The organism is Lysobacter sp. Soil_C_15 (assembly GCF_057657315.1).
This window is the reverse complement of the sequence record NZ_JBDGIR010000008.1, coordinates 220,284-235,457: the sequence shown is the minus strand read 5'-3', so window position 1 is coordinate 235,457 and position 15,174 is coordinate 220,284. Positions and strand designations below refer to the sequence as shown.

At 72.5% G+C, this 15,174-nt stretch carries 18 protein-coding genes and 1 tRNA gene; 13 read left to right on the top strand and 6 right to left on the bottom strand.

Annotated features, from left to right (window positions below; all coding sequences use genetic code 11):
- Positions 1-32 precede the first annotated feature (32 nt).
- The 9 genes from AC3A57_RS18580 (at position 33) to AC3A57_RS18540 (ending at position 5,737) form a co-directional block, all read left to right on the top strand.
- Positions 33-704 carry a glycerol-3-phosphate acyltransferase gene (locus AC3A57_RS18580; RefSeq protein WP_487580272.1) on the top strand — a complete coding sequence of 224 codons (672 nt, stop codon included), beginning with the start codon at positions 33-35 and terminating at the stop codon, positions 702-704.
- Positions 704-1,699, top strand: a complete 996-nt coding sequence (gene birA, locus AC3A57_RS18575) for a bifunctional biotin--[acetyl-CoA-carboxylase] ligase/biotin operon repressor BirA (RefSeq protein WP_487580271.1) — start codon at positions 704-706, stop codon at positions 1,697-1,699. The genes AC3A57_RS18580 and birA overlap by 1 nt, the downstream gene beginning before the upstream one ends.
- Complete coding sequence (locus AC3A57_RS18570) at positions 1,696-2,454, top strand: type III pantothenate kinase (protein ID WP_487580270.1); 759 nt, start codon at positions 1,696-1,698, stop codon at positions 2,452-2,454. The genes birA and AC3A57_RS18570 overlap by 4 nt, the downstream gene beginning before the upstream one ends.
- A 22-nt stretch (positions 2,455-2,476) precedes the next feature.
- A complete protein-coding gene (locus AC3A57_RS18565) occupies positions 2,477-3,280 on the top strand; it encodes an SPOR domain-containing protein (RefSeq protein ID WP_487580269.1) in 804 nt (267 codons plus the stop codon).
- A gap of 138 nt (positions 3,281-3,418) precedes the next feature.
- A tRNA-Thr gene (locus AC3A57_RS18560) sits at positions 3,419-3,494 on the top strand.
- A 360-nt stretch (positions 3,495-3,854) separates the two neighbouring features.
- Positions 3,855-4,778 (top strand): arginase, encoded by a 924-nt coding sequence (rocF, locus tag AC3A57_RS18555; RefSeq protein ID WP_487580268.1) that lies wholly within the window; start codon positions 3,855-3,857, stop codon positions 4,776-4,778.
- A 236-nt stretch (positions 4,779-5,014) separates the two neighbouring features.
- On the top strand, positions 5,015-5,164 hold the full coding sequence (locus AC3A57_RS18550) for an entericidin A/B family lipoprotein (protein ID WP_221669923.1): 150 nt from the start codon (positions 5,015-5,017) through the stop codon (positions 5,162-5,164).
- A gap of 93 nt (positions 5,165-5,257) precedes the next feature.
- Positions 5,258-5,404, top strand: coding sequence for a hypothetical protein (locus tag AC3A57_RS18545; RefSeq protein WP_487580267.1), 147 nt, complete (start codon positions 5,258-5,260; stop codon positions 5,402-5,404).
- A 132-nt stretch (positions 5,405-5,536) separates the two neighbouring features.
- Positions 5,537-5,737, top strand: coding sequence for a CsbD family protein (locus tag AC3A57_RS18540; protein ID WP_064747247.1), 201 nt, complete (start codon positions 5,537-5,539; stop codon positions 5,735-5,737).
- A 115-nt stretch (positions 5,738-5,852) separates the two neighbouring features.
- Here the strand turns inward: AC3A57_RS18540 and AC3A57_RS18535 are convergent, their stop codons facing one another.
- Positions 5,853-6,674 carry a hypothetical protein gene (locus AC3A57_RS18535; protein WP_487580266.1) on the bottom strand — a complete coding sequence of 274 codons (822 nt, stop codon included), beginning with the start codon at positions 6,672-6,674 and terminating at the stop codon, positions 5,853-5,855.
- 184 nt (positions 6,675-6,858) lie between these two features.
- On the opposite strand from AC3A57_RS18535, the gene AC3A57_RS18530 reads away from it, so the two are divergent.
- The 4 genes from AC3A57_RS18530 to AC3A57_RS18515 all read left to right on the top strand — a co-directional run bounded on the left by AC3A57_RS18530 (position 6,859) and on the right by AC3A57_RS18515 (position 10,816).
- The gene (locus AC3A57_RS18530; RefSeq protein WP_487580265.1) at positions 6,859-8,196 is read left to right on the top strand and encodes a tryptophan--tRNA ligase; all 1,338 of its coding nucleotides are present in this window, start codon (positions 6,859-6,861) and stop codon (positions 8,194-8,196) included.
- A complete protein-coding gene (locus tag AC3A57_RS18525; RefSeq protein ID WP_487580264.1) occupies positions 8,193-8,516 on the top strand; it encodes a hypothetical protein in 324 nt (107 codons plus the stop codon). The genes AC3A57_RS18530 and AC3A57_RS18525 overlap by 4 nt, the downstream gene beginning before the upstream one ends.
- 97 nt (positions 8,517-8,613) lie before the next feature.
- Positions 8,614-9,552 carry an MBL fold metallo-hydrolase gene (locus AC3A57_RS18520; protein ID WP_487580263.1) on the top strand — a complete coding sequence of 313 codons (939 nt, stop codon included), beginning with the start codon at positions 8,614-8,616 and terminating at the stop codon, positions 9,550-9,552.
- Between the two features lie 151 nt (positions 9,553-9,703).
- Positions 9,704-10,816: a GGDEF domain-containing protein gene (locus AC3A57_RS18515; protein WP_487580262.1), complete on the top strand. Its 1,113-nt coding sequence runs from the start codon at positions 9,704-9,706 to the stop codon at positions 10,814-10,816.
- Positions 10,817-10,847: 31 nt separating this feature from the next.
- Here the strand turns inward: AC3A57_RS18515 and AC3A57_RS18510 are convergent, their stop codons facing one another.
- From AC3A57_RS18510 to AC3A57_RS18490, 5 genes are all read right to left on the bottom strand, one after another.
- A complete protein-coding gene (locus AC3A57_RS18510) occupies positions 10,848-11,234 on the bottom strand; it encodes a VOC family protein (RefSeq protein ID WP_221669917.1) in 387 nt (128 codons plus the stop codon).
- A 79-nt stretch (positions 11,235-11,313) separates the two neighbouring features.
- Positions 11,314-12,237 carry a HEAT repeat domain-containing protein gene (locus AC3A57_RS18505; protein WP_487580261.1) on the bottom strand — a complete coding sequence of 308 codons (924 nt, stop codon included), beginning with the start codon at positions 12,235-12,237 and terminating at the stop codon, positions 11,314-11,316.
- 34 nt (positions 12,238-12,271) lie between these two features.
- Entirely contained in the window at positions 12,272-13,081 is an 810-nt protein-coding gene (locus AC3A57_RS18500) for a peptidoglycan DD-metalloendopeptidase family protein (RefSeq protein ID WP_487580260.1), read from the bottom strand.
- 294 nt (positions 13,082-13,375) lie between these two features.
- Positions 13,376-14,740, bottom strand: a complete 1,365-nt coding sequence (locus AC3A57_RS18495) for a dihydrolipoamide acetyltransferase family protein (protein WP_487580259.1) — start codon at positions 14,738-14,740, stop codon at positions 13,376-13,378.
- Between the two features lie 67 nt (positions 14,741-14,807).
- Positions 14,808-15,173 carry an SH3 domain-containing protein gene (locus AC3A57_RS18490; protein WP_487580258.1) on the bottom strand — a complete coding sequence of 122 codons (366 nt, stop codon included), beginning with the start codon at positions 15,171-15,173 and terminating at the stop codon, positions 14,808-14,810.
- Position 15,174 lies beyond the last annotated feature (1 nt).

Here is a 15,174-nt window from a genome sequence, read left to right as displayed (position 1 = left end):
CGGATCGCGGCCGGCTCGCGCATAATCCGCGCATGCTGCCCACCGCCCCGATTCCCGCCCTGTCCGACTTCGCCCCGGCGACGCTGGCCTTGCTGCTGGCCGCCTACGCGATCGGCTCGGTGTCCGGCAGCCTGGTCCTGGGCCGGCGACGCGGCGTGGACATCCGCCAACAGGGCAGCGGCAACGCCGGCGGCACCAACGCCTTGCGCACCCAGGGCTGGCGCTTCGCCCTGGGCGTGGTCGCGATCGACATCGGCAAGGGCGCGCTGGCGGCCTGGCTGGCGCTGCGCTACGCCCCGGTCGGCGGTGCGCTGTCGGTGACCGCGCACGGCTACCTGGCCGGTTTCGCCGCGGTGCTCGGCCACATCTGGCCGGTCTGGCACGGTTTCCGCGGCGGCAAGGGCGCGGCGACCGTGGTCGGCGCGCTGCTGGTGCTGTGGCCGTTCGCCGTGCCGTGGCTGCTGCTGGCGTGGGGGGCGACCGTCGTGCTCAGCGGCTACGTTGGCCTGGCCACGGTGCTGGCCGCGGCCTGCCTGCCGCTCTTGGCCTGGCTCGGCGACGCCGGCGTGCCGCGCTGGTGCTTCGCCGTCGCCGCGGCGCTGCTGATCGCCTTCACCCATCGCGGCAACCTGGCCCGGCTGCGCGCCGGCACCGAATCGCGGTTCGCCCGGGCGCGGCTGTTGCATCGCTGGCGGCGCGGCTGATGGACGACCGTGCTTTGTTGCAACGCCTGATCCAGGGTCCGGCGACCGGCGACGCGCTGGCCAGCGCGGCCGGGCAGACCCGCGCCGCGGTGTGGAAGCGGATCGAAGCCCTGCGCGAGGCCGGGGTCGCGATCGAGGCCAAGCCCGGGCGCGGCTACGCGCTGGCGCAGCCGCTGGATCTGCTCGACGCCGAGGCGATCCGCGCCGCCTTGCCGGGCGCCGCGCGCGCGCGCCTGGCCGAGCTGGAGGTGGCCTGGAGCCTGGACTCGACCAATACCGAACTGCTGCGCCGGCCGACCCCGGCCGAGGGCGCGCTGGTGCTGCTGGCCGAACGCCAGACCGGCGGCCGCGGCCGGCGCGGGCGGGTCTGGGCCTCGCCCTTGGCGGCGCACCTGTACCTGTCGCTGGCGCGCACTTTCGGCGGCGGGCTGGCGCGGTTGGGCGGGCTGAGCCTGGTCGCCGGCATCGCCGCGGTCGAAGCCTTGCAAGGGCTGGGTTACGCCGCGGTGCGGCTGAAATGGCCGAACGACCTGGTGGTGGCCGACGGTGCCGGGCTGCGCAAGCTGGGCGGCCTGCTGATCGAAGGCGGCGGCGAATACGCCGGGCCGGCGCGCGCGGTGATCGGCCTCGGCCTCAACGTGCGCATGCCGGCCGACGCCGCGGCGGCGATCGACCAACCCTGGTGCGATCTGGCCGGGCTCGGCGGCGACCGCGCGCTGTCGCGCGATGCGCTGGCCGCGGCGGTGCTGGCGCGCCTGCTGCCGGCGCTGGACGAATTCGACCGCGCCGGGCTGGAGCCGTTCCTGGATCGCTATGCGCTGTTCGACGCGCTGGCCGGCCAGCCGGTGAGCGTGCACGGCGCCGACGCGCGCCACGACGGCGTCGCCCTCGGCCTGGCCGACGACGGCGCGCTGCGGGTGCGCCTGGGCGACGGCGAGGAGCGCCGCTTCCACGCCGGCGAAGTCAGCGTGCGCCGCGCGGAGCCGGGGCGATGACGGCCTGGCTGTTCGACCTGGGCAACACCCGGTTGAAGTGCGCGCCGCTGGGCGCGGACGGCCGTCCGGGCCCGATTTGCGCCCTGCCGCATCGCGAGGACGACGTCGCCGCGGCGCTGGGCGAGGCCTTGCCGGAGCAGCGCATCGACGCCGCCTACCTGGCCAGCGTCGCCCATCCGGTCTTGCGCATGGCGGTGCTGCAGGCGCTGACCGCGCGCTGCCGGCGGATCTCGCTGGCGCGCACCCAGGCCAGCTTCGCCCGCGATGGCTACGGCCGGGTGCGCATCGCCTACGCCGACCCGCGCAAGTTCGGCGTCGACCGTTTCCTGGCCCTGCTCGGCGCGCATGCGCAACGGCGCGGCCCGGCGCTGATCTGCGGCGTGGGCACGGCGCTGACCATCGACCTGCTCGACGAGCAGGGCCGGCACCACGGCGGCCTGATCGCGCCGTCGCCGACCCTGATGCGCGAAGCGCTGCACGCGCGCGCGCCGCAATTGCCCGAGGACGGCGGCGAGACGCTCGACTTCGCCGCCGACACCGAGGACGCGCTGGCCTCCGGCGCCAACGGCGCGGCGCTGGCGCTGATCGAACGCAGCCTGGAGCGCGCCGGCGCGCGCCTGGGGCAGCGGCCGCGGCTGCTGCTGCACGGCGGCGGCGGCGACGCGCTGGCGCCCTGGCTGCCGACGGCGACCCTGGAGCCGGCCCTGGTGCTGGAGGGACTTGCGATCTGGGCCGGCATCGAGACGCCGACCTAGGCGCTGAGGCTAGAATCCGCGCATGCTCGTCCGTGCTCTCATCGTTCTGTTGATCGCGCTCAACATCGGCGTCGCCGCCTGGTGGATCGCGCGTCCTGCTCCGACCGCAACCGCCGAGGCCGCGCTGCCGCTGGGCGTGGCCCGTTTGCGCTTGGTCGACGAACGCGCCGATACGGGCGCGGCGTCGCCCGCACCGACCCCGGCGCAAGCCGCCGCGGCCAAGCCGGTCGACAGCGGCGTCGCCGCGCCGGCCGCGCCGCGCGACCCTGCGGCAGAGCCGCCCGCGGCGGAACCGGCTGCCGCGCCGGCCGCGGCCGCGAGCGAAGCCGCCAAGCCGGTCGAGGCCGCGCTGGCGGCGCAGGCCCCGGCGCAGTGCTACAGCCTGGGCCCGTTCGCCGACGCCGCGGCCGCCGACGCCGCGCGGGCCAAGCTGCAGCCGCTGGCGCAGAAGCTGGCCACGCGCAGCCAGGGCGCCGCGACGGCGGCGCGCGGCTGGCGCGTGTACCTGCCGCCGGCGGCCAGCCGCGACGCCGCGCAGGCGACCGCGCAGCGCATCCGCGCCGCCGGCTTCGACGATCTGTTCGTGATGGGCGAGGGCGCCGACGCCAACGGCATCGCCCTCGGCCGCTTCCGCAACGAAGACTCGGCGCGCAAGCGCGCCGCCTCGCTGAGCCAGGCCGGCTTCCCGGCGCAGGTGCAGGCGCTGGGCGAAACCTCGGCGGCGACCTGGATCGACGTCGCCGCGACCGCCGCCGACGGCGACGCGCTGCGCCGCGCCGCCGGCGCGCAGCGCTGGCGCAGTCTGTCCTGTTCGGCGATGGGCTGAGCGGCACGGGCCGCATTCGCCGGCGGCGTACGGACCGGCGCTCCGGCCTCGCGCCGCGGCGACGCGATAGGCAGTAGAATGGCGCCGCTTCGGACCGCCGTTCGCGCGTCCGTCGCCGTTCCGGCCTCGTCACAACCTGCCGCTTTAGCTCAGTTGGTAGAGCACTCGCCTTGTAAGCGAGCGGTCGTCCGTTCGATTCGGACAAGCGGCACCACGTGAATCCGAGAAGAAACCAACCGCCCGGCCGATCATTCGAAGGCCGCGATCGCTCCCGGCGCTTTTCGCTTCGTGCGATTCGATAGACGCGGTATGCAAGCGCAGCGCAGCACCATACCCGCCGCCCGCCGGACCACTACGCACCCGCATCGTCGTAAACCATCCGCACGTCGCCTGGCGTATCCACGCCTGCCGCTATTCCCCGGCCCAGCCCCACCCCTGCGCTAGAATGCCGGCATCGTCGGCGGCCGCAGCGCAACGCGCGGCCCTGTTGCGGCGATCGCGCGATGCCGCGGGCATCGTCTGCGTCCACCTTCGATACGCGGCGCCCTCGCTGCGCGCCGCCTGAGGAATCAGCATGAGTCGTACCTACCCCCCGGTCTCGCTTATCGGCGCGCCCACCGACGTCGGCGCCGGCCATCGCGGCGCGAGGCTCGGGCCCGAAGCCCTGCGCATCGCCGGCCTGGGCGAGGCGTTGAGCGCGCGCGGCGTCGACGTGGTCGATCGCGGCAATCTCGACGGTCCGCGCAATCCCTGGCAGAAGCCGGTCGAGGGCTATCGCCACCTGCCCGAAGTGGTGGCCTGGAATCGCCTGGTGATGGACGCCGTCGGCGCCGAGCTGAAGGGCGGGCGCATGCCGATCCTGCTCGGTGGCGATCACTGCCTGGGCCTGGGCTCGATCACCGCGGTGGCGCGCCATTGCCGCGATACCGGCAAGCAGCTGCGCGTGCTGTGGCTGGACGCGCACGCCGATTTCAACACCAGCCAGGTCACGCCTTCCGGCAACATCCACGGCATGCCGGTGTCGTGCCTGTGCGGCCTGGGCCCGGAGCCGCTGACCCATCTGGGCGGCTCGGCGCCGGCGATGCGCGCCGACGAGATCCGCCAGATCGGCATCCGTTCGGTCGATCCGGGCGAGAAGCAGCTGATCCAGCAGCACGGCCTGGACGTGTACGACATGCGCTACATCGACGAGATCGGCATGCGCCGGGTGATGGAGGAAGCGCTGGAAGGCGTGGACCAGAACACCCATCTGCACGTCAGCTTCGACGTCGATTTCCTCGATCCGAGCATCGCCCCGGGCGTGGGCACCACGGTGCCGGGCGGGCCGAACTATCGCGAAGCGCAGCTGGTGATGGAGATGATCGCCGACAGCGGCCGGCTGGCTTCGCTGGACATCGTCGAACTCAATCCGATCCTGGACAAGCGCAACCGCACCGCCAAGCTCGCGGTCGACCTGGTCGAGAGCCTGTTCGGCAAGTCGACCCTGATGCGCGACTGAGGACGGCGGCCGCGGCCGCGGCGATGAATCGCGGCTGACGGCGGCCCGGGTACGATCTGCGGCAAGGCCTTGATCGGCGGTGACGGCGGTCCGGATTGCACGCCGGCTTCACATTCGCTCGCGTTTCATGATCTTCAGGACGCGACGAGTGCGCGACCGGCACCGGCCACCGACGAACTCCGCGGCAGACGCCGCATTCGCATCGGCCGTTCCCATCAGACCGTCAAGGAGATCCCATGAAGCGTTTGACTGCCCTGTTGCTGCTGGCCCTGTTCTCGATCGGCACCCTGTCCGCGTGCAACACCATCGCCGGCGCCGGCAAGGACGTGCAGAAGGCCGGCGAGAAGGTCGAAGAGACCGCCGAGAAGGCGGGCGACGGCAAATAAGCCGCCGGCAGCGTCACACGAAAAGGCCGGAGCGATCCGGCCTTTTCTTTTTGTCATGCGCCAAGGCCGGAGCGATCCGGCCTTTTTCTTTGCGTGCGCGATTCTCCCGCGCCCGGCGATCGCGATTCGCGGTCGCGCGGGCTCACCCTGGATCTCTTCATGAATGCCAACCCGCGCACGGATGCCGCTGAAGCGTTCAAACGGTTCACCGAGATCAAGCGCCGGCTAACGCAATCGTGATCGTTCGCGAACGAAGGCGTTGCGACACTGCCATCGCGATATCGGCAAGCCCCGATGCGCGCCGCGGCGCGGCGGCATCGCGCCGATATCCCGCTGCTAATCAGATCCATCCCCCAACGAAGGAGTCGAACGATGAACAAAGACATCATTGCCGGCAAGTGGACCCAGCTCAAGGGCAAGGCCCAGGCCAAGTGGGGCGACCTCACCGACGACGTGTTCGACGTCGCCGAAGGCAACTCCGAATACCTGGCCGGCAAGCTGCAGGAACGCTACGGTTGGGAACGCGAGCGCGCCGAGAAGGAAGTGCGCGACTTCGGCAAGACCTTGAACTGACCGCGCTGCGGCGCCGCGCCGGCATCGACGATGCCGTTCGCTACGACGAGGAACGAAGGGCCGGATCCGTCCGGCCCTTCGCTTTTGCCGTCGCCGGCTCCCATCGGCGAGGGCCTCACCAACCGCGCGACGGCGGGTCGGCGACGAAGCCGTTGGGGAAGGCGCGCGGCTGCGGTTCGCGGTACGGCGCGCGGTAGCGCGGCACCACGCCGCGCGCGACCAGGCTGCGGTAGTCGTCGTAGCGCAACTCGAACACCTGCGCCGGCGAGCGGCTGGCGCGGACGAACTCGGTCTGCCCGACCGGCGACCATTCGCGCGCGCCGTGGCCGGTGCCGATCGATTGTGCGGCGGTATCGGCGGCCGCCTCGCTGGCCGCCGACGGCGCGGCGTTGCCGGCGGCGCGGCGCTCGGCCTTGGCCGCCTGCTCGCGCGCGTACGGCGGGTAGGGCGCCGGCGCCGGATAGGGATAGCGCGGTTCGCGATAGACCGGACGCGACTCCTCGAACACGGCCACGCCGATCACGCCGACGTTGTCGGGGCGGCCGGTGCGCGCGGCGTAGCTGTCGGGCAGGTCGGTGAATACGAACTGGGCGACGTCGTCGAGCGACTTGCGCCAGCCGTTGATCTCGGTCGACTGCCAGGGATCGAGCACGTAGCCGGCCTGGGACGGGTGCGCGGTCTGGCCGCTGACGGCGTTGACGCCGTCGACCGATAGCACCACCAGCACGCGTTCGCCGGTGGTGTTGGTCAGCCGCACCGAATAGCGGTGGCCGGGCGTGCCGGCGATCCATTGCTGGCCGCGGTGCGGCCAGGCCGGCAGCCAGTCGCCGTTGTCGCGGTCGACCACCGCGACGTCGACCAGCGGGCGGGCGTGCAGCGGGGAGCAGGCGCTGGCGGTGAGGACGGCTGCGGCGAGCAGGACGAGCGAGCGGAACATGGCGGCGTCTCCAGGGTGGTCGTGGGGTGAAACGCGGCAGCGGCGACAACGGGGTTGCGCCGCCGGCGCCGGCCCGAGCGCGGTCAGCCGCCGCTCAGCCGGGCCGGCGCAGGCGGCCGGCGCGCGCCGCCCGGGCCCGGCCCAGGCGGTACACTGGCCGGCCACGTTCCACCCCGCGCTGCCCATGACCCAGACCCGCGTCCTCACCGGCATCACCACCTCCGGCACCCCGCACCTCGGCAACTACGTCGGCGCGATCCGCCCGGCCGTCGCCGCCAGCCTCACCCCCGGCGTGGAGAGCTACTACTTCCTCGCCGACCTGCATGCGCTGATCAAAGTGCAGGAGCCGGCGCGGGTGCAGCGCTCGACCCTGGAGATCGCCGCCGCCTGGCTGGCCTGCGGCCTGGACCCGGCCAAGGTGTGGTTCTACCGGCAGAGCGAGATCGTCGAGATTCCGGAACTGGCCTGGTTCCTGACCTGCGTCGCCGGCAAGGGCATCCTCAACCGCGCCCATGCCTACAAGGCCGCGGTGGACAAGAACAACGCCGAGGGCGTCGACGAGGACGCCGGCATCACCGCCGGCTTGTTCATGTACCCGGTGCTGATGTCGGCCGACATCCTGGTGTTCAACGCCCACAAGGTGCCGGTCGGCCGCGACCAGATCCAGCACATCGAGATGGCGCGCGATTTCGCCCAGCGCTTCAACCATCTGTACGGCGAGCATTTCGTCCTGCCCGAGGCGCAGATCGAGGAAGCGGTAGCGACCTTGCCGGGCCTGGACGGGCGCAAGATGAGCAAGAGCTACGACAACACCATTCCGCTGTTCGCGCCGCGCGAGCAGCTGAAGAAGCTGATCTATTCGATCGTCACCGATTCGCGCGCGCCGGGCGAGCCGAAGCAGACCGAGGGCTCGGCGCTGTTCCAGATCTACCAGGCCTTCGCCAGCGAAGCCGAGACCGCGGCGATGCGCCAGGCCTTCGCCGACGGCATCGCCTGGGGCGAGGCAAAGCAGGCGCTGTTCGAGCGCATCGACGCCGAGATCGCGCCGCTGCGCGAGAAGTACGAGGCGCTGATGGCGCAGCCGGAGAAGATCGAGGCGATCCTGATCGACGGCGCCAGGCGGGTGCGCGAGCGCTATGCCTTGGCCTCGATGAAGCGGCTGCGCGAGGCGGTGGGTCTGCGCGATCTGTCGCAGGTCGCCGGTCCGTCCGCGGCCGCGGCCGCGGCCGAGACGCGCCGCGCGTTGCCGTTGTTCAAGCAGTACCGCGAGGCCGACGGCCGTTTCTATTTCAAGCTAGCCGACGGCGAACGGGTGCTGGTGCAGAGCCGCGGCTTCGCATCGCCGAAGGACGCCGGGCAGCTGATCGCCGCGGTCAAGAGCGGCCGGCAGGATCTGGACGCGCTGCTGGCCGCGGCCGAGCCGTTGGATGCGGCGCAGCGCGAGGAAGCGGCCGCCGCGCTGGCGGCGATCGTGGACGCCGAGGCGCAGGCCGAAGCGGCCAAGGCCGGCGCCGCCCCGTGAGCCGTTTCGTCGAGCTCAACCTGGCGTTGATCCTGTTCCTGCCCTGGTTCGCGATCCTGGGCGCGTTGTTCTGGCTGTATCCGCGCCGGCCGCGCACGCCGGCGCGGCAATTGTTCGATGCGGTGGCGCTGATGGTCTCGGTGTGCGCCTTCGTGCTCGCGGTGCATTGGGCGCATGCCCACGCCGGCGCCGACTACGGCGCGATGTGGCCGCAGATCCTGGCGACCTCGCTCGGCTACGGCGTGTTCCTGGCGGTGCTGAGCCTGGCCTGGGCCTTGCGCCGGCACTGGCTGCGCCGCGCTTACCCGCGCGGCGACTGAGCCGGGGCGAGCGCGACGCCGTTTTTTCGACCCGGGCCGCATCGCCGCGATCGGCGGCGCGGCATAGACTGGGGCCTTCGTTCCCGACGGCCCCGCCATGAACGCAGCTTCCGCCGACCACGGCATCGACACCGTCGATACCGGCTTCTTCCGTCCGGCCTTCGACGCCGCCTACCTGATCGTCGAGCGCGGCCGCGCCGCCTTCGTCGACTGCGGCACCCAGCATTCGGTGCCGAGGCTGCTGCAGGCGCTGAGCGCGCGCGGACTGGGCCCGGCCGAAGTCGACTGGCTGATCCTGACCCACGTCCACCTCGATCACGCCGGCGGCGCCGGCGCGCTGATGCGGCAGTTGCCCAACGCGCGCCTGCTGGTGCATCCGCGCGGCGCGCCGCACATGATCGACCCGGCGCGCCTGGTCGCGGGCGCCACCGCGGTGTACGGCGCGGAGGAAATGGCGCGCAGCTACGGCGAGATCGCGCCGGTGCCGGCCGAGCGCGTGGTCAGCGCCGGCGACGGCCATGTGGCCGAACTCGCCGGGCGGCCGCTGCTGTGCGTCGACACGCCCGGCCACGCCCGCCATCACCTGTGCCTGTGGGACGAGCGCAGCCGCAGCTGGTTCACCGGCGACACCTTCGGCCTGTCCTACCGCGAATTCGACAGCGCGCGCGGGCCGTATGCGCTGCCGACCAGCACCCCGGTGCAGTTCGAGCCCGAGCCGTTGAAGGCTTCGATCCGGACGCTGCTGGCGCGCGATCCCGCAGCCATGCGCCTGACCCATTACGGTGCGGTCGGCGACGTGCAGCGGTTGGGCGCCGAACTGATCGAGCAGATCGACGCGATGGTGGCGATCGCCCTGGCCGCGCAGGCCGCCGGCGGCGACCGCCACGCGCGGCTGGTCGCGCAACTGGGCGACTACTACGCCGCGCGCGTGCGCGCTCACGGCTGCGAACTGGACGAGCCGCAGGTGCGCGCGATCCTGGCGATGGACATCGAACTCAACGCGCAGGGCTTGCAGGTCTGGCTCGACCGCGGTTGAGCGGCGGCAGAGGCGCGGGCGCCGGCCCGAATCGCAGCTGCGGCTGAGCCGGACTGGCGACCCGGTCGCAATCCGGCGGACGGATTCGTCACGGGGCATGAATCGGTGCGGATTTAGGCTGGTCGCAACGAAAGCCCGGTCCGGCCCACCGATGCCCATCGTGCCGCTGCGCCCCAGCCCGTTTCCGCTGTTGCCCGAGCCGCACGACGAGGCGGCCCGGCAAACGGCGCTGGAAGGCTACGAACTGCTCGACAGCGTGCCGGAGGCGGCCTACGACGATCTGGTCCGGCTGGCGGCGACGCTGTGCGACGCGCCGGCGGCGGCGATCGCCTTGGTCGACAACGGCCGGATCTGGTACAAGGCGCGCCACGGGTTCGGCGAGACCGAGCGGGTGCGCTCGCAGAGCATCTGCAGCCAGTTGATCGCCGACGCCGAGCCCGATCGCCTGTTGTTGATACCCGACACCGCGCAGGACCCGCGCTTCGCCGGGCTCGGCCTCAAGCTGGACGGCCGGCCCTTGCGCTTCTACGTCGGCGCGCCGTTGATGAGCCCGGACGGCTACGCGCTAGGCACTCTGTGCGTGCTCGACCACGTACCGCACGAATTGCGCAGCGCGCAGCGCGACGGGCTGGCGGTGATCGCGCGCCAGGTCCAGCACCTGTTCGAACTGCGCCGCTACGCGATCGAGCAGCGCCGGCTGCTGTCCGAGCGCGAGGCCTTCGCGCGCGAACTGGAATCGGCCCAGGCCGACCTGATGCGGCGCAACGAACTGCTCCAGCACAGCGCCAGCCACGACGCACTGACCGGCCTGCTCAACCGTTCCGCCCTGACCCAGTTGCTCGGCAGCGAGGACGCGATGTCGCAGTTGCGCAGCGCCGCCTATACCCTGTTGCTGATCGACGTCGACCACTTCAAGCAGGTCAACGACCGCCACGGCCATCTGCTCGGCGACCGCGCCCTGCGCGCGGTCGGCGACGCGGTCGCTGCCTCGATCCGCGACGGCGACGTGGCGGTGCGGTTCGGCGGCGAAGAGTTCCTGGTGGTGTTGCCGGGCACCCACCTGGCGACCGCGACCGAAGTCGGCGAGCGCATCCGCCAGCGCCTGGCGCGCGCGTCGCTGCCGTTTCCGTTGACCGTGTCGATCGGCGTCGCCGGCGGCGATCCCTCGCGCGAGCGCCCCGAGCAAGTGTTCGACCGCGCCGACCGCGCGCTGTACCTGGCCAAGGCGCAAGGCCGCGACCGGCTGGCGGTGGACGAGGGTTGAGCGCGCGACTCGCGCGCCCGGACCGGACGGCTCAATCCCAGAGAGTGGGCGCGGGGCCGCGCTCGGGATGCTTCATGCGCACGACGCAGAACCGGTGCCCGGTCGGCGCCTGCATCACCCACCAGCGCTTGACGAAGCCGATGCGGGTGGCGCCGAGCGCTTCCAGGCGCGCGGCCTCGGCGTCGATATCGTCGCTCTCGATGTCCAGGTGCACGCGCGAGGGATGCTCGACCATCTGCACTTCGATGTTGAGGCCGGCCGGGCCTTCGGCCAGCGGGGCGTACTGCGCGCCGTCGTCGTCGTAGGCTTCGTCGACCCGGGCCAGGCCCAGCGCCCGGCTCCAGAACTCGGCGGCCTGGTCGATCTCGCCGGTTTGGCAGTCGATGATGAATCCGGCCAGTCGGCTGCGATGGGCCATGACGCTGCTCCGCTGCGTTAGGGGAGGGCCAGAGTGCCGCGCCGGCGGCGGCGCGGGAAGTGCCGGGCGTGCGCTGCGCTCAGTGCCGCATCGCGTTCGCGTCGTGCCCGGCCTCGGCGGCGGCGATCTCGGCATCGGCCTGGCGGTACAAGGCGTACTCCTCCCGCCCCAGGGCGAAGCGCTGCAGCGCGAACCAGGCGCTGCGCCGCAACGGCGCTTGCGCGTTCGCGTCGCTGGCCAAGTCGAGCAAGGCGTCGCGCAGACGCGGCGAACGCGCGCCGGAGGCCTCGACGCCGGTTACCGCGGCGGCGCGTACTTCCGGCGCGGGGTCGAGCAGGGCGCGCTCCAGCAGGGCGGCGCTGTCGTCGCGCCGGTTCCAGCGCGCGGATTGCTCTACCGCGCTGGCGCGCACTGACGGATCGGCGTGGCGGGTCAGGGCGACGGCACGTTCGAGCAAGGGCGCGGCGTCTTCGTCGGCGATCACCGCCGGCTCCAGGCCGGCGAGCAACTCGGCCAGCAGGGCCGGGTCGGTTTCGCGCCGCAAGCCCTCGGCGACGACCGCGCGCGCTTGTTCGCGGTCGAGCGGAAACGCGCGCAGCAGGGCATAGCCTTGGCCGCGAACGGCCGGGTCGGCATTGCCGGCCAATTGGCGGCCGAACTCCAGGACCTGGTCGTTGGCCACGCCTTGCAACACCGCGAGCAGTGCGCCGCGGCGGTCGGGTTCGGAGGCGAAGGCGTAGTCGCGCAGCAGTTCGCGCAGGTGGGCCGGGTCCTGCGCGGCGCGGCGGATCGCCCGATCGAGGTCGTGGCCGCCGCGCGCCGCGGCAGACGCCGTCGCGAACGACGGCGCCTGGGCGGCGCGAGCGGAGCGCGGCGTTGCGGCCGCCGGCGTCGCGGCGACGGTGGCGGCCGCACCAGCGTCGTCGCGCAGCAGCAGGCGGCCTATGCAGACGCCTGCCGCCAAGGCGGCGAGCAGGGCGAATCCGAACCCGCGTGGACTCATGGACGCTCCGTTCGCTGCGACGGGCCCGGCGCGATCAGCAATCCGGCGCGACCCGGCCGTCGGAGCCGGTGTAAGTGTAGGCGTCGGGAATATAGCGGTTGCTGCCGCTGGCGCCGACGTTGTTCCACAGGTTGCTGGTGCCGTAAGTGCCGGTCACCGACTCGCCGGTCTTCTGGCAGCGGATGGTGACGGCGGCGCCGTTGGCCAGCGAACCGACGATGCTGTAGCCGGTGCCCGGACCCGAGCGCACGTTCAGCGGCGTACCGCTGGTGCGCACGGTGCCGGCGTGGCCGCCGCCGCCGCTGCAGGCGTTGCGGCTCTTGTAGGCGACTTCGTACTGGTCGTACACGATCGTCGAACCGTTCCAGACGATCTTCTGGTCGTCGCCGTTGAGCCGCTGCTCGTAGTGCAGATGCGCCGAGATGCTGTTGCCGGGGCGGGTGGTCTTGCCGAGCGTGCCGATCTTCTGGCCCTGCTCGACGCTGGCGCCGTTGGCGACCGAGATGCTGTTGAGGTGGGCGTAGTAGGTCTGCCAGCCGCCGCCGTGGTCGATCACCACCAGCTTGCCGTAGCCGGTGCCCTGGTGCGGGTTGTAGGTGTGGGCGACGCCCTTGGCCGAGGCGACCACGGTCGAGCCGAGGTCGGCGTCGCTGAGCGGACGCGGCTTGTGGTTGAGGTCGACCGCATAGCGCAGGCCGTGGCCGGGATAGGTGTCGCCGTACCAGGTCTGGCCGCAGGGGAACGGCATCTGGAACGCCGGGCGGGCGGCGTGGGCGGCGGGCAGGGCCAGGCCGAACGCGGCCAGCGACAGCCCGGTCAGGATCGGACGCAGGGAACGGATCATCGGAAAACCTCTCGAGGGACGATGAGGCGGACGGGCGGAACCGGCGCGGGACGCGGCCGGCAGCGGGATTGCGCGCCGACGCTAGCGCGATTCCTGGCCTGTAACTTTAGGGAATTTTTTATTCCTGGACGCCGCGAACGCGCCGAGCGTGATCGGGATCGCGGTCGCAACCGCGCTGGAGACGCCATTGCGGCGGCGGCCGCGGGGCGGGCCGCCGCCGCGCAGAAACGCCGACGCCGCCCGAAGGCGGCGTCGGCAGGAGGCGACGCGCCGTGGCGCGCCGCAGCGGCGGGCTCAGTTCGGCCGCGCCAGGTCGTCGATCATCGCCTTGAGGAAGCGCGCGGCCTCGCCGCCGGTGCAGGCGCGGTGGTCGAAGGTCAGCGACAACGGGATGACCTTGTGCGACTCGAAGCCGCCCATCACCGGGGTCATCTGGTGGCGGCCCTTGCCGGCGGCGACGATGGCCACGGTCGGCGGCACCACCACCGGGGTCGCGTAGCGGCCGGCGAACATGCCGAAGTTGGACAGCGAGATGGTGTAGCCGGTCAGTTCCGAGGCCGGGATGCTGCGGTCTTCGACCTGCTGACGCAGGCGGTTGATCGCCGCGCGCACGCCGTTGGCGTCGAGCACGTCGGCATTGCGCAGCGCCGGCACGAACAGGCCGTCGTCGGTGTCCACGGCGATGCCGATGTCGACCTGCGGGTGCAGGGTGCGGGTGAGCTTGTCGCCGTCGAACCAGGCGTTGAGCGCCGGCACCGCCTTGCACGCGGTCACGATCGCCCGCACCAGGCGGCCGGTGATGTCGTTGCCCGGCGCCCAGGCATGGATGTCGGCGTCGTCGGCGAGGGTGGTCGGCACGACCTTGCTGTGCGCATCGGCCATGACCCGGGCCATGTTGCGGCGCACGCCCTTGAGCTGTTCGGGCTGGCCGGTCGCGGCCACGCTCGGCGGCTGAGTGCGCATCGGCCGGCCCGATTGCGACAGGGTGCTGCGCGCGGGCGCGGCGGCCGGCGCTTGCGCGACCGCGGCGGCGCGCGGCGCGACCGCTGCGGACGGGGCGGAACCGATCTTGGCCGAGCCGTCGGCGCCGGCGCGCTTGACGTCGTCCATGCTGACCGTGCCGTCGGCGCCGGTGGCGCGCACCCGGCTCAGGTCGACGCCGAGCTTGCGCGCCAGCGCTCGCACCGCCGGCATCGCCTTGACCCCGCCGACCGCGACCGCCTGTTCGCTGCGCACCGCGTCGGAGGACTGCATCGCCCCGACCACGGTGCCGCTGTCGGCGCGCTCGGCGGCTTCGGCCTCGGCCGGCGCGGCGGCGGGTTCGGCGGAAGCGGCTTGCGCTTGCGGCGCCGGCGCATGACCGCCGCCGTGGTGATGTCCCGTATCTTGGCCGTCGGCGCGCTGCGGCAGGTTGGGGTCGATCTGGAACTCGGCCAGCATGGTGCCGGTGACGATCACGTCGCCGGGGCCGCCGGCGAGCTTGAGCACCTTGCCGGACACCGGCGACGGCACTTCGACCACCGCCTTGGCGGTCTCCATCGACACCAGGGTGTCGTCGAGGCGGACGGTGTCGCCGACCTTGACCGCCCATTCGACGATGGTCGCGTCCGGCAGGCCTTCGCCGAGGTCGGGAAGCAGGAAGGTCTTGGTATCGCTCATAACTCGTTGGTCTCTTGAGTAAGTTGGCGACGCGGTCGGGCCGGCGTCGTCCTTGGCATCGGCGCGGTCAGGCGCCGTCGTCGATCGTTCCCAGGTTGCGCGCCGGGACCCAGCCCTGCGCGCCGTCCTCGCGTTGCGCCCACCACCAGCCGCCGAGCTCCTCGATCAGGCGCAGCCGCTGGCCGGCCTCGACGTCGAGCTCGCGCGCGTCGTAGTCGCGCAGCGCCCGCGCGCGGAGCGCACCATCGACAGCGGGGTCGAGCGGGCGCAGCCAGTCCAGCGGCGCCCAGCCGGCGCGGCCGTCGTCGAGCGTGGCCCACACGAACGCCGGCCACTCGCTGTCGCGTTCGCCCAGGCCCACCGTGGCGCCGCGCTCGAACGCGATCGGGTCGTGGTACTGGGCGCGGTAGCCGGCGACGACGAGCGCGCGCATG